Here is a 13,630-nt window from a genome sequence, read left to right on the forward strand (position 1 = left end):
TCCCTATCTTTAGGTAACAAAATTAGAGGTTATGATAAATATTGTATTACCCGTAGATTTTGGGGACAAGACAGACCAATTGGTAGACGGTGCCATAAAATTTGCAAAACAGCTTAACGGCAGAATTTACCTTATCCATGTAGCGCCATCAGATATCGGCTTTGCCATTGGTGATATGGGATTTCAATATTTTCCGGAAGTGGAAGCCAATGAAATCAGAGAAGAACTGGTACAGCTTAATAAAATTGAGCAAAGAATCATCGCTCATGATATTGATTGTGAGCACCTTTTAAAACAAGGGCTTGCCAAAGATATTATCCTGGAACATGCAAAGGAAAAAAATGCAGATTATATTGTGATGGGATCACATGGCAGAAGCGGAATTTATGATGTATTTGTGGGAAGTTTAACCAAAGGAATCACAAAAAGTTCAAATATTCCTGTATTGGTACTTCCAATTCACGACTAAGAAAAAGAAATTTTAATCGTTAGTAATAAAAAAACCGATCAAACCCTATTGTTTGATCGGTTTTTTACTATATAACCAATTAATTAACCTTCTTTTTTGTAGATATTCGGATCGTAGTAAGGATTCTTACCTTCCGTTGGAGAATAATAGTCTTTGTCTTTGTCTCCACCTAGTGTTACTACAAGTACATAGCACCAATAAGTAAATAATACACAGCAAACTGCAAATAAAATCCAGTTTAAAACATTACCGAAAGTATCAAAGAAACCGAAAGTCCATTTGAAAACTTTACTTAAGAATAGAAAGAAAGACGTCATTATTTTCCTTTTTTAAATTAACTTTGTACAAATTTATAAAAAATGTTTAAATTACTTTCAAAAGAAAGCAATATTTTTTCAATTCCTGTTTATATTGGTTTTCTTCTTTTAGTAGTCATAATATTTAACATACTGAATTTCAACACTTATGAAGCTATTGTTGCCGGAATAACTTTTCTGGGAATTGCTTTGGGATATTTTTGTTTTCACAGTATTGCCCTTAATTATCAGACTCATCTTCCATTATTCTTATATACTTTTTTCATTTTCGGGCTATATCCCGGAAATCTGGATATTGGGATTGCTGTTTCGCTGCTTACAAACTCCTTTCTTATCCTTCTTCTGACAAGTGCGGATGAAGATATCAGAAAGAAGTCGTATGTATTGGTAGGATCTATTGTGGCATTGAATTTTATTTTCCTTCCTACCACCTGGCCGATGGCTGTTTTTGTGATCATTCACGTGATTGCTACCTCTGCCAAAATCACTTTGAACCTATTCAGATTCCTGCTGGGAACTGTTCTGATTACCTTCAGTTATTTTTCTGTGATGTATTTTTTTCAGTTCACTTCCTGGAATATAGATTATTTTCCGTTTGGAAAGATGAAACCCGTAACGGATTACACGGAGCTTCTGCCACTGATTCCTGTGGTTCTGATGCTTATTTACGCGGTATATGACCATTTTAAAAACTATAATAAGAAAAGCCCGATAAGCAGGTACAAATATACTTTCCTGTTGGTCTTTTCGATGGCACAGCTTGTTTCCATCATCCTGTATATGAATAAGAGCTATGAATATCTGCTGCTTCTGGCGTTCCCTTCAAGTATTATTTTAAGCAGAATGATGAGGTTTTTACCTAAGTACTGGATGCGTGAAGCCAGTGTATGGCTTATTATTATTAGCTTACTGACCTTTAAAGCAGGTACAGTTTTTGATTTATTTTAAAAAATTATGATTCAGATAGACGATAAATTGATTTCTGAGGAAATTTTTTCCGAAGAATTTGTTTGCAACCTTACGAAATGTAAAGGTGCATGTTGTGTGGAAGGAGATGTAGGGGCTCCGTTAGATAAAGACGAGCTTGAGATATTGGACAGTATTTTTGATAAAATAAAACCTTATCTTACTCAGGAAGGCATCAAAGCCCTTGAAGAACAAGGAACATGGACTACTGATCCGCACGACGGAATGTATGTTACTCCTATGGTGGAGGACCGCGAATGTGCTTATGTAACGTTTGACGAAAAAGGGATTACCAAATGTGGTATTGAAAAAGCCTATGAAGATGGTGCTGTAGACTGGCAGAAACCAATTTCCTGCCACCTGTACCCTATTCGTGTTACAGAATATTCTGCATTCACTGCTTTGAATTATCATGAATGGAATGTATGCAGCGATGCGTGTACACTTGGAAAAGAACTTCAGGTTCCTGTCTATAAGTTTTTAAAGACGCCATTGACAAGAAAATACGGAGAAGAGTTCTACAATGTTCTAAGTGAAGCCGCTGAAGAATGGAAAAAAGAATATGGTTCTTAACCAATCAGGATTTGAATGAAATAACAAAAACCGCAGATTTCTCTGCGGTTTTCTTATTGTAGGTAAAAAAGTACGGCTAGTTAGCTGCTCCTACTTTTACAGCAGTTACTTCTGCTTTTTTAGTTTCATCTTTTTTAGCTTTTTCCCAACCGTCTTCCGGCATCAAAGTCGCTACAATTCTACCTTTTGTAAGGTATTTTTTAGCAACATCCTGAAGATCTTTTACGGTAAGTGCCTTTACTTTTTCCTGGTAATTCAGGATGTCATATTTATCACTTCCGTCTAATTGGTTTTTAGCAATAGCATTCATCCAGAACATATTGTCTTTAAGTTCTGTTTTATTATCATTGTATTCTCCTTCTTTATACTTATCCAGATCTTTCTGCTCAGGGCCGTTATCAATCAGCTTCTGAAGCTCAGTAATAGCACTCTTGGTCAGTTTATCTGCATTTTCCGGACCACAAGGAAAGTTAATTCCAAAGCTGTAAGTACCATAAGGAATTCTGTTCATTCCTCCTCTTGCACCTCCACCGTAGATACCGCTTTCGTCTTCTCTCAATTTCTCGATAACTTTTATGGTAGCGACTTCTCCAAGAGCAGATAATGCTAAAGCTTCTTTTTCGTTGTAAGGTGCTTCTCCACTATACGAGATAGATACCATACTCTTAGGATCTTTTCCTTTTTTATACACTTTTGTATAATCTCCGGTGATTGTTCTGTATCCGGTATCTTTGAACATTGTAGCTTTTCCTGATGATGGCAGGCTTGCAATATACTGAAGGACTTCATTTTTAAACTTCGTTTCGTCAATATTTCCTACGAAATAGAACTGGAAGTTTCCGGCATTGGCAAATTTATCTTTATAAATATCGTATGCTTTTTTATAGTCTGTATTCGCCCAGTCTTTTTCCATTGGGAATACCCCAATAAATCTAGGGTTCTTCTGATTCATAAATTTTGCATGCTCATTAGAGAAATAAGCCTGAGGATTAGACAACAGGTTATTCAGCATTGCAGACTGTTTTTCTTTATATGCATTGAAGGAAGCCGGATTGTAATTTAAGCTTGTAAAATAAGCATACATAAGCTCCAGGGCCGTTCCTAAATCTTTTTGGCTTGTTCTTCCGGAAACACCTTCAAAAAGAGAGGTTACCATTGGATTTACATTCACCTGTTTACCTGCAAGATAATTAGTAAGGTCTGCTTTAGAGAATCCACCCACTCCTGCTTCTGTTAATGCAGAGAATGCAAACTGTGTCTTATTGTAATCAACATCCGGAATAAGAGAACTTCCTCCTAAGCTTCTTGCAGTAAATACAATTTCGTCATCTTTAAAGTCAGTTTTCTTGAAAGTCACTTTAGCACCGTTGCTTAATGTCCACGTTGTTGTTCCCAACTTGGCATCCGTTTCTGTTTTAGCAATTTTCCCTTCAGATTTGAAAGGTTTTACTAAATTTTTGATAGTAGCCTTTTCTTCATAAGGTTTTAGATCAGCCATTTTTACAGCTTCGAATGTATTCATAACCATGGCTTCTGTAGGCATAGCTACATTATCTTTCTTAGGCCCTGTGATGACAATGACCCTGCTGTCATCTTTCACCATTTTCTTGATGATTTCGTTGGTCTGCGCAAGGGTAACAGATGGCAGGAAAGACTTGGTATCTTCATATTCCCATGCAATTCCAGGCATTGGTTCCTGCTCCAGGAAGTTTCTTACATACTCATCTACAAGCATGTCACTTTCTGTTTTATCTTTGTTATTATAAGATCTTTCAAGGTTGGAAAGCACCTGAGATTTCGCTCTGTCAAGTTCAGACTGTGTAAATCCGAATCTTTTTGCTCTTTCAACCTCTTCCAATAAAACTTTTAACGCATTCAGCTGGTTTCCTTCTTTCACCATGGCAAATCCCTGGAAAGCTTCCTTGCTTCTTGCATAGGTTCCTCCATGATATACTGATCCGAAAGTAAAAGGTGGATTTGTAGAGTTGATCAGTTCTCTCAATCTGTTGTTCAGCATCGTTGTTGAAAGATTTTCCACAAGACTCTGATTGTACTGCTCTACTGTTACATCCGGCTTGTAGGCATCAGCATCTTTCATGATAAACTGTACCATAGAATTGGTAGCATCAGGATCTGTTTCAATCGCTACCAGTGTTTCTTTATGATTCGGAAGATCAAAAGATTTTCTTTCTCTCGGTTTTGAAGGGTTTTTATATTTACTGAAATTATCCTTGATCTTTTTTTCAATTTCATCCACGTTGATATCTCCTACTACTACAATTGCCATCAAATCCGGTCTGTACCAATCCTGGTGGAATTTTCGGATAACATCAGGCTTGAAGTTTTCCAATACTTCTTTTTTACCGATTGGAAGTCTTTCTGCATACTGAGATTTATATAAAAACTTCGGAAGATATTTATCCATCATTCTTTTATCTGCTCCAAGACCTAATCTCAGCTCTTCCAATACCACTCCTCTTTCTTTATTGATCTGTTCATCAGAAAGGGTTGCATTAAAAGCCCAGTCCTCCATTACTTTCAGTCCGGCATCCAGATTTCCTGGTTTATCCAATGGAACAGGAAGCATATAAACCGTTTCGTCAAAGCTGGTATAAGCATTAAGATGCTGACCAAACTTTACGCCGATGGACTGTAAAAAGTCTACTAATTTATTATCTGGAAAATTTTTGGTTCCGTTGAAGTTCATGTGCTCCATAAAGTGAGCCAATCCCCTTTGATTTTCATCTTCAAGAATAGATCCGGCATTGATTGCCAAACGGAAATCTACTTTTTTTTCCGGTAAGGTGTTTTTTTTGATGTAGTACTTCATTCCGTTGGAAAGGGTACCAATTCGTACAGAAGGATCCACCGGAATATTCTGTCCAAAGGCATTTGCCGACATCAAAAAGATGACCGCAAATGAAGATAAGACTTTTTTCATGGTATTTGATTTTATTTACAGCTTAAAACTACCATTTATTCACAATGTGAGGAAATTATAGATTCTATTTTATAGTTAAATTTGAGTTAAATTTATTTATATACTAAAAAAACCGGGCAATACCCGGTTTTAATATCTTAAAAAGCAATTTTCTATTTAAAATCAGCATCCGTAACTCCGGAGTTGATCACAATTTTGGTAGTTTTAATTGTCATTTTCTGACCTCCACCTTCAGCATCTACTTCGGCAGGGAACTGTATTCCATCTACGGTCATATAGCTTTTGATGGTAGCATTTCCTTCTCCTGCATTGGTTTTATACAAAAGTCCTGTTCCTGCATCGAAATAAAATTTTCCTTTATCTGAAGACAATACATTATAGTCTTTTCCGTCTAATTTTTCTGTGGATACATTTGGAAAATTAGAAGCATCAAAAGCTAAAGCATCAATTGGCTTTCCTTTTTTCAGCTCAGCAATCTTATCAGCAGGAATATCTGTTTTATTTCCCATCTGATCAAAGTACCCTTTCTCACCGTCAAAAAGCTGAATCATTTCTTTCCCCATCAGCGATTGTACAGACTTGAATTTATTTCCTAATTTTTTAGTCGTCATTTGAATTTCCATTCCCTGCACAGAAACCGTGTTATCAGTAATGGTAGATTTTATAGCTTCCAATTTATCTTTTCCTCCTAATGCTTTGAAATAATTGTCAACAACTTCTTTAGAGGTAAGTTTGGATTTTACAGCTTCTGTTTTAGCAGATGCAGCCCCTTTCTTCTGAGCCGCTGCCGGTACTGAAAAAAGTACAGCACAGAAAAATGGAATGATGATCTTTTTCATATTTATAATAAAGTTTAAAGGGTAAATATAGGAATATTGGCGGACATACATACCGGAGCAGAAATAAATAATACATGAGCGTTGATGAATGATCAATAAGAACACATGAAACAAAAACAAGAAAGATCATCTCACCAATAATCATGATACATTTGGTGTAATTCCTATACATAGATTTATAACAAAAAAACCGTCAAAAAAATTGACGGTTTTCAAATATTTATATCTGAGTATAATTATTTCTTAAGTTCTTCTAAAAATTCGTCGTGAGAAATTTTAGTTTCTTTTTTGCTCGCTTTTTCAAGAATTACATCTTTCAATTTAGCCATAGCTACTTCAGAAGAAATTTGTCTTACCTGCTCCTGGTCTTTCAACATTTCAACAGCATATTTTTGGATTTCTTCATCACCAAGGTGGTGAATTCCATAGATTGCCAATTGATTTTTAACTAACTGCTCAGCCTGAGCCAATACATCAGCATAGTCAAGGTTGATTTCGTTTTCAGTCATCAATTTACCTTCGATGATCTGATATCTCAATTGGTTTTTCTCAGCTTCAAGAATTTCCTGAGCCTGTGCTTCAGACTGGATGTTCTGGTTAGAGAATAATAACCACTTCACAAGGAACGTCTCAGGAAGTTTTACTTCTTCTTTATCAGTTACCTGCTCTAATACTTTATTCACAAAGTGAACATCAGCATTTTGCTGGAAGTACTCGTCTAATTCAGTTTTCACTTTATCTTTAAGCTCCTCTTCAGTCTTAATGTTTCCTTCTCCGTATACTTTGTCGAATAAGTCCTGGTTAAGCTCAGCTAAATTTAATGTATAGAAGTCTTTTACTTTTACTTCTAATTCATTGTGGTGTAAGTGCTCAACTTCTTCTTTGCTGAATCCTAATTCTTTAGCTAATTCTTCGTCACCTGCAAGAGTTTCTTTCGTTACTTTTACAGAACCTTCCATTTTCAAACCTTTTACCAATTTGAAAGCTTCTTTGTTTTCAGCAGTAATGGTAAGGTTTTTTGGGTGGTGGTGGTGCTCTCCTTCAGCATCTTCTTCCACAACCTGAGAAACTTCTAAAGCAATGTAAGAATCTTTAGTGATTTTATCTTGAGGAACCTGCTCAGCGAAACGCTTCTGCATGTTTTCAATACTCTTGCTGATTTCTTTGTCAGAAGCTTCTACTTTGTAGTGAGGAGCTTCATACTTAGCTAAATCTATAGTGAATTCAGGCTCATATCCAACTTCGAAAGCAACTTCTAATTGATCAGCATTGTAATCTAATTCGTTTACTGGCTGAGGAACAGGCTGACCAACTAATCTTAATTTGTTTTCATTAACATAGTTGTTTAAAGCATCAGAAACTTGTCTGTTGATTTCTTCGAATGCAATACCTGCTTCATATTGTTTTTTAACCATACTCAAAGGCACTTTCCCTTTTCTGAATCCAGGAACTTGCGCATTTTTAGCATAATTAATCAACTGCTTCTCTACTTTTTCTTTGTAGTCAGATTTTTCCAATGTTACTGTAAGCAATGCACTTACGTCATCATGGTTTTGTGCGGTAACCTTCATTATTGATTAAAATTTTAGGTTGCAAAAATATGAATTTTTTATGAAAATCACCCATTTAAAATCAACTTATAACGCCAAATATTGTTAAATAAAAAACCACCGGAGAATTCCGGTGGTTCAAACAAGATTAAAGGTATATTAATTAATAATATTATAGTTGGCTTGTGCATCAGTTTCACCTCCTGTATGAGTTCCGTAAATCACTCCGTTTCCACTTACAGCAGAAGCTTCAGAAACGGTTACAGGCTCATGGAATAATGTAAGAACCAGCTGACTAGGTACAGATGTATTTTTTACGGCAGTATTTACCACCCATTTTGTTTTTAATCCAACACGGCTACCATCACCTCTTGTAGAGCTGGCATCGTCTGTACGGGTTAAAGTGATATCAGAGTTGGGAAAGTTATATACCAAGAAATGTTCGTCTTTTGCATCTTTAATTTCCTGAGTAGCATCTTCGTCACCATTCTTAAAAATAACTTCTACATTATAAGTATGGCCATTTATTAATTTAACATTAGGATTGGTTGTACTATTCACCTGGTAGTCATATACAACGGGAGTTCCTGTAGCAACATCTGTAACTTTTAAGAGAACATCTGAAAGTTCTTCCTGAGGAAGATCATCTGCTTCATCATCACTTCTGTTGCATGAAGTTAAGCTTAAAGAAACAGCTAAGAATAAAAGTCCTAAGACAAGTGTTGTATTTTTAAAAATATTTTTCATTTTTTTGATTTTAAGTAATTAAAATTGATATTTAAAAGTTAAAATAAAGTTTCTTCCCATTTCGTTGGAAAAGAAACGAAGTCTGTTCAGGTAATCTCTGTAAGACTTATCGAATACATTTCGAACTGAAAAATCAATTCCGAAATTTTTAGACAGATTTACCCCTGTCTGAATGTTCCAAAGCGAATATCCGTTTGGAGGTGTAGAAATATCTACTTCCTGGTTGTAAGCATTTCCGTCGGAATCAAATAATCTGATTGGAACGTTATAAGTTGGAAATCTTGTTTGCTTTAAATAAGTATTATTACTTACTGTAAAATAAAAACCTTTCCATTCTTTTTTATTGAATTCCAGTGAATTATTAAAATTCGGAGGCATCATGAGAATAAGCGGGACATTGTGAGTTGTATCCTGGCCATAAACATAAGATCCGCTTCCTTTATAAGTCAGATTATCTGTAATTTTAAGCTGGGCATCAATATCTAACCCATACATTCTTGCATTGATCTGCTGATAGTTATACACTACAAAAGCTCCTCCCCACTGTGTATTCTGATATCCTGTAGGAATTTGATTGATAAAATTCTGAGTATAAAAGAAGTAAGGGTTTACCGAAATGTTTAATCCTTTCAAGACATTTGCTTTTACATCTGCCACTAAATTAAACTGATGTCCTGTTTCACTTTTCATTCTCATATCTCCTCTTTCAATAATGGCTGCTGAATGGTGAAGTCCGTCTGCAAAAAGTTCTGCAATATTTGGAGACCTTGAAACTCTTGCATAATTGAATTTCAAATCAAAATATTCAGATGGATGATAGACAATTCCTCCGTTCACTGAAATATTATTATAACTTAAAGATGGCTTTGTAAGAATTCTGTTTTGGTTAATTCTTACAACAAAGTCTGAATAATCTGCAGCATATTGTTTATTCCAATCGCTCAGATCATACCATTTTGTTACATCATAATGATCATAATCGTATCGGCCTCCCAATTCAAAATCCAATTGAGGAGTAATTTTATATTTTAGTACAGAATAAATTCCTGCATAATATCTGTCATAGTTTGGAACAAGGCGTCTTGCCTCCGTCTGAGTATTGGAATAGTTGTTTTGATATCCTGCATTAATTCCTGTTTCAAGATTCCATTTTCCTCTTTCTATCAGGTGATTCACGTTCAGATCATTGGTTATAAGCTCAAGATCCAATGCCGGTTTTTTACTAAGCTGTTCCGTACGTCTGATATCATATTCTTTTCTATGATTGTACTGAAAACTATAAGTAGCCGTTATTTTTCCGAAATTTTCAAACCTTTTGTAAGCTGATACTTTGGCAATATGATGTTCAATTTCCTGTTTAGGATTATCAATATCATAACTAAAATCTCTTTGGTAAATTGGCTCTGATTCAGTAAGAGCATTACGCAGATCTTCTGAATTTCCAACATGAGAGCTTCTAAGAATTCCAACAGTGCTTTTTGTCAGATAATAATCAAAAGAGAACCCTTTTTCAAATGTCATCTTCTGAACTCCAAAATTAAATCCGGAACTTTCAAGCCCTGTATTCATCAAGCCATAATCCGGCGCTTCAAGATCTCCCAGTTTTTTATAGCTCCCATTAGTTTTTATTGCCCAGCCATTTTCCCAGGTTTTTGCAAGTTTTACATTAAGGTCAGCCCCTCTTCCGTTAGAAATCCCGGAAAGAGAAACATTTCCCATGATGGTATCTTTTTTAGGCAAGATCTGAGGCTGTAAAACAACAACTCCACCTATGGCTCCACTTCCATATTTCAAAGCAGATGCTCCTTTTATTACATCAATATGTTCAAAATTATTAACATCTACATTGGGAGCATGTTCTACTCCCCATTCCTGTTCGGCAAGTTTTACTCCATCATTCAGAATGGAAACTCTACTTCCATAAAGCCCATGAATAATAGGTTTTGCAATATTGTTCCCCGTTTTCAGAACGTTAACACCAGAAATATTGGTTAATAAATTCCCTAGGTTTTCGGTAACATTTCTTGAAATCATTGATTTATCAATAGTTTTCACAACCATGCTTCCATTGTTCTTGTGACTTCCGTGAACTGTAACAGTTTCGATGTCTTTGACGTGATGTTCCAGTGTAATAACCAGCTGAACATTCTGATCAACTCCTATATTTTCAGTATAATCATTGCAATCAGGATGTTGTGCAATGAGTGTATACTTTCCTGCAGGAATTTTGTCAAAAGAAAATTGACCTTTCTTGTTTGTTTTAGCTGTAAGGTTTCCGATTTTAATCACAGCATTTTCCAACATGGTTTTATCATGAAAATCCTGAACGGTTCCTTCAACAGTATAGGTTTTTTGTGCACTTATAAATACTGATCCGCAAAAGATCAGCAGCAGGCAATATATCAATTTCATTGTAAATAGATTGATTGCGTACCCTTTTCAATAGGGTACATTTTCGTTAAAATTTGTGGGAAGGGTTAATTTAATTGTAAAATGTATTAATGATGAGAAGTTAGAGGTTAGAAATTAGAAGCTAGTAACTGGACATTATTTAATATTAATTACAAACTATCAGTTGTTTTCCAACAACTTAAAACTTTAAACCTAAAACTTTAAATTTTTAAGCATTAAACATTGAACTTAAAGTATTAAACTTTAAACCCTATAGAATCTATGAATTATGAAATTGTGGGAGGTCCCCGAAGCTGAAAATTAAATTTGGTCTGTGACCAGATTTTCTCCTGAATGGCGATGATTTGTTTTACCTCATGGCTGTAATGCTCAACAGTAAAACTGAATTCTTCAGGAGCTAATGTATGTCCGGTAACCAAAAAGTGGCAGGCCAGACAGTCGCCAGCTTTCTCTTTAGTAACTGCTTTCGTCACCGTATTCTCTGTTTTTTTAAGATTGAAAACCTTAAAATAATCTACAGCATCGTGATGGTGAAAGCTCTGAGAAAGCAGCGCGAGGAAATATACTCCAAACAATAGCTTGGAGATAAAACTCTTTAGGTTTCTGCTTTCTTTAAAAATCATGGTTCAAAATTATGAAAATAATTCAATTGTTTCCTTAAACTTTTATTAAATTACTTATGACTTATTGATAATAGGTAGAAATGAAAAGTATTTTGTTACAAAAAAAATGCTTCATAATTTTTAGTTTATGAAGCATTTCTATTTTTTTAATCAAGCTGTGTACCAAGATATTCCCACTCCTGTAGAGCTGTATCCAGGTCTTCCTTAGTTTTATTGTATTTTTCTAAGGTTTCATCTGAAGGATTTTCTTTGGCAAAAGAAGCTTCCATTTCCTCTATTTTTGTTTCGAGTTCGGAAATTCTCTCTTCTACTTTCTTGATTTTATTCTGAATATTTTTCTGCTCTTTACTAACGATATTTGAAGATGGGGTGCTAACAGCCGGTTTTTCTTCCACTTTCTTAGGTTCTACCTTTACTTCCTGATGAAGTTTGGCTTTTTCTGCAGAAATCTCTCTGATTGTTTCCTTTTGTCTGTATTCAAGATATTCATTGATGTCTCCAAGGAATTCTTTCATTTTCCCGTCACGGAATTCATAAATCTTATCACAAAGTCCCTGAAGGAATTCCCTGTCGTGCGAGATCACAATTAAAGTCCCTTCAAAATTCTGCAGTGCAAGCTTGATAATTTCCTTAGACTGAATATCCAGGTGGTTGGTAGGTTCATCCATGATCAACGTGTTGAAAGGACGAAGCAACAGTTTACAAAGTGCCAGACGGTTTCTCTCCCCTCCGGAAAGTACTTTTGTTTTCTTTGAAACAGCATCCCCCTGGAAAAGGAAAGATCCTAGTAAATCTCTTACTCTAGGTCTTGTTTCTTCCGTTGCTGCATCCTCCGCTTCTTCAAGAACCGTTTTATTAGGAGTTAAAACCTCTTCCTGATTCTGTGCGAAGTATCCGATATTAACGTTATGCCCAAGATTCCATGCTCCTGAATAATCTTTGATATCTCCTGCCAGAATTTTAGCCAAAGTTGTTTTTCCCTGTCCGTTTTGTCCTAACAGAGCAATTCTGTCTCCTCTCTGGACGATGAAATCTACATCATCAAAGATCTGTTTCTGTCCATAAGATTTTCCAAGATTCATTGCTTCGAAGATCACTTTCCCCGGAACCATAGACTGTACGAAACGGATATTGAATTTTGAAACGTCTTCATTATCAACTTCGATACGTTCTATTTTATCTAATTTCTTAATAAGTGACTGCGCAAAAGATGCTTTTGTAGCACTTGCACGGAACTTATTAATATTGTCTTCCATCTGTTTGATCTCCGCATCCTGATTCTTTTTAGCCTGAATCAGCTTTTCACGGCGATCTTCTCTCATGACAAGATATTTGGTATAATTGGCTTTATAGTCGTCAACTTTTTTATTATTAATATCAAAAGTACGGTTACAAACAGCGGTCATAAACTGCTTATCGTGACTTACAAGAACAATAGCTCCCGGATAATCTCTCAGGAAGTTTTCAAGCCAGATGATAGATTCCATATCCAGGTGGTTGGTAGGCTCATCGAGAAGCATAATATCATTCTTCTGAAGAAGTAATTTTGCCAGTTCGATTCTCATTCTCCATCCTCCTGAAAACTCATCAGTAACCTTTTGGAAATCATCTGCTTTAAATCCTAAACCAAATAACACTTTTTCCATATCACCTTCAAGATTGTAGGCATCGTGGTTCATTAAAAGGTCATTCAGCTCGGTCATTTTATTAATCAAATCCGTATAGGAATCACTTTCGTAATCTGTTCTGACAGCCATTTGGTGATTCACTTCTTCAAGCTCATTTTTCCAGGCATTAATCTGCTCGAAAGCCTGCATTGTTTCGTTCCAAACAGTTCTTCCTTTTACAAAATCAAGATCCTGTTTCAGGAAACCAATGGTAACACTTCCTTCAGTGACCACTTCTCCTTCGTAGAAATTAATTTCTTTGGACAGCATTTTCAATAAAGTGGATTTTCCCGCTCCATTTTTTCCTACGAGGCCAACTTTATCATCTTTTTTGATGGTAAAATTGACATTTTGAAATAAATAATTTCCTGAATGATGTAATCCTAAACTTTGAACCGAAAGCATTTTAATTGATAATTAGTAATGAATAATGAATTTTCGGGTGCAAAAATACGGAAAAAGAAATGAATAGCCCAGAAATAAAAAAAGCTATCCAAAACGGACAGCTTTCTTTTGGATATGAATT

11 protein-coding genes are annotated in these 13,630 nt (G+C 35.4%); 3 read left to right on the forward strand and 8 right to left on the reverse strand.

Features of this window, described 5'->3' with window-relative positions; translation table 11 throughout:
• Nucleotides 1-31: 31 nt before the first annotated feature.
• The gene (locus ACTJIP_RS04525) at nucleotides 32-469 is read left to right on the forward strand and encodes a universal stress protein (protein ID WP_047386643.1); all 438 of its coding nucleotides are present in this window, start codon (nucleotides 32-34) and stop codon (nucleotides 467-469) included.
• An 83-nt stretch (nucleotides 470-552) separates the two neighbouring features.
• Here the strand turns inward: ACTJIP_RS04525 and ACTJIP_RS04530 are convergent, their stop codons facing one another.
• Nucleotides 553-786, reverse strand: a complete 234-nt coding sequence (locus tag ACTJIP_RS04530) for a DUF6341 family protein (RefSeq protein ID WP_047386641.1) — start codon at nucleotides 784-786, stop codon at nucleotides 553-555.
• A gap of 42 nt (nucleotides 787-828) precedes the next feature.
• Between ACTJIP_RS04530 and ACTJIP_RS04535 the strand changes: the two genes are divergently transcribed.
• Together ACTJIP_RS04535 and ACTJIP_RS04540 are read left to right on the forward strand one after the other, a co-directional pair.
• Complete coding sequence (locus ACTJIP_RS04535) at nucleotides 829-1,734, forward strand: DUF6427 family protein (protein ID WP_077419143.1); 906 nt, start codon at nucleotides 829-831, stop codon at nucleotides 1,732-1,734.
• A 6-nt stretch (nucleotides 1,735-1,740) separates the two neighbouring features.
• Complete coding sequence (locus ACTJIP_RS04540) at nucleotides 1,741-2,325, forward strand: DUF3109 family protein (protein ID WP_077419142.1); 585 nt, start codon at nucleotides 1,741-1,743, stop codon at nucleotides 2,323-2,325.
• A gap of 76 nt (nucleotides 2,326-2,401) precedes the next feature.
• Here the strand turns inward: ACTJIP_RS04540 and ACTJIP_RS04545 are convergent, their stop codons facing one another.
• The 7 genes from ACTJIP_RS04545 to ACTJIP_RS04575 all read right to left on the reverse strand — a co-directional run bounded on the left by ACTJIP_RS04545 (nucleotide 2,402) and on the right by ACTJIP_RS04575 (nucleotide 13,509).
• Nucleotides 2,402-5,266: a M16 family metallopeptidase gene (locus ACTJIP_RS04545; RefSeq protein ID WP_077419141.1), complete on the reverse strand. Its 2,865-nt coding sequence runs from the start codon at nucleotides 5,264-5,266 to the stop codon at nucleotides 2,402-2,404.
• Between the two features lie 152 nt (nucleotides 5,267-5,418).
• On the reverse strand, nucleotides 5,419-6,105 hold the full coding sequence (locus tag ACTJIP_RS04550; RefSeq protein ID WP_077419140.1) for a hypothetical protein: 687 nt from the start codon (nucleotides 6,103-6,105) through the stop codon (nucleotides 5,419-5,421).
• Nucleotides 6,106-6,341: 236 nt separating this feature from the next.
• A complete protein-coding gene (locus tag ACTJIP_RS04555) occupies nucleotides 6,342-7,676 on the reverse strand; it encodes a trigger factor (RefSeq protein ID WP_077419139.1) in 1,335 nt (444 codons plus the stop codon).
• Nucleotides 7,677-7,814: 138 nt separating this feature from the next.
• Nucleotides 7,815-8,402, reverse strand: coding sequence for a hypothetical protein (locus ACTJIP_RS04560; RefSeq protein ID WP_077419138.1), 588 nt, complete (start codon nucleotides 8,400-8,402; stop codon nucleotides 7,815-7,817).
• A gap of 18 nt (nucleotides 8,403-8,420) precedes the next feature.
• The gene (locus ACTJIP_RS04565) at nucleotides 8,421-10,814 is read right to left on the reverse strand and encodes a TonB-dependent receptor (protein WP_077419137.1); all 2,394 of its coding nucleotides are present in this window, start codon (nucleotides 10,812-10,814) and stop codon (nucleotides 8,421-8,423) included.
• Nucleotides 10,815-11,080: 266 nt separating this feature from the next.
• Nucleotides 11,081-11,437 carry a hypothetical protein gene (locus ACTJIP_RS04570; protein ID WP_228408911.1) on the reverse strand — a complete coding sequence of 119 codons (357 nt, stop codon included), beginning with the start codon at nucleotides 11,435-11,437 and terminating at the stop codon, nucleotides 11,081-11,083.
• Nucleotides 11,438-11,583: 146 nt separating this feature from the next.
• Nucleotides 11,584-13,509 carry an ABC-F family ATP-binding cassette domain-containing protein gene (locus ACTJIP_RS04575; protein WP_077419136.1) on the reverse strand — a complete coding sequence of 642 codons (1,926 nt, stop codon included), beginning with the start codon at nucleotides 13,507-13,509 and terminating at the stop codon, nucleotides 11,584-11,586.
• Nucleotides 13,510-13,630: the final 121 nt, after the last annotated feature.

Source organism: Chryseobacterium sp. 22543 (genome assembly GCF_052044565.1).
GTDB lineage: Bacteria > Bacteroidota > Bacteroidia > Flavobacteriales > Weeksellaceae > Chryseobacterium.